Raw genomic sequence first — 617 nt, 5'->3', positions numbered from 1 at the left:
GTCGAAGCGAATGCCTTGAACTGCACCCTTGGAAAGTTCGACACCATCCATGTAGCGTTCGACAAATGACACATTCAGCTCAGCCGGCAAAACGGCCCGCCTCGTCCGGGCCGTTTTGATACTCGGCTGGCTGGCCATCGATTTGCCTTGGCTCAGGGGCCTGCCTTGCAAGGAGGCAAAGCCGACGCCGCGGGACAAAAAACCAATCCTGTCCCCGCAACCAATTCTGTCAAAAACCAATAACCGTCCCCGGTCTAACCGGTGCGATTTTTTCGTTTAGGGGCCAGGAACGTCTCGGGTGGTGACGTGCTCCCTGGTTTGTCCCACGTTTAGGAGTTAGCCCTGTTCACGTTGTGATCCCTTCACGGATCGTTGACAATCAAAAGGCCTTCGCCGATCTCCATTTTCTCAATCCCCTTCGCTCGGAGCCGTATCGCCCGCTTCAACGCTTCGAGGTAGTTCAAATGCTGCAATTTGATGGAAACTGGCGCTTCGACAGTCCCGGCCCGATTGAGCCGACGGTCAACCGTGCGTTTCGCGATCTGATTGACCGCATTTGCAGCCAAGGCGATCGCCGCACGATTTTGGAGCGCTTCAAGTCTCGCTTTGCCGGTGCG

1 protein-coding gene and 1 pseudogene are annotated in these 617 nt (G+C 56.1%); both read right to left on the bottom strand.

Features of this window, described 5'->3' with window-relative positions:
* Nucleotides 1–198: pseudogene (locus EOA22_RS38410) on the bottom strand (hypothetical protein); the annotation flags it as partial.
* 164 nt (nucleotides 199–362) lie between these two features.
* Nucleotides 363–617: hypothetical protein (locus EOA22_RS37955; protein WP_164756325.1), on the bottom strand; the 255-nt coding region annotated here is incomplete at its 5' end.

The sequence above is a fragment of the Mesorhizobium sp. M7A.F.Ca.US.014.04.1.1 genome (assembly GCF_003998745.1).
Taxonomy (GTDB): domain Bacteria; phylum Pseudomonadota; class Alphaproteobacteria; order Rhizobiales; family Rhizobiaceae; genus Mesorhizobium; species Mesorhizobium ciceri.
Note: the sequence above shows the minus strand (reverse complement) of the source record. Positions and strands in the feature narration are given on the sequence as shown.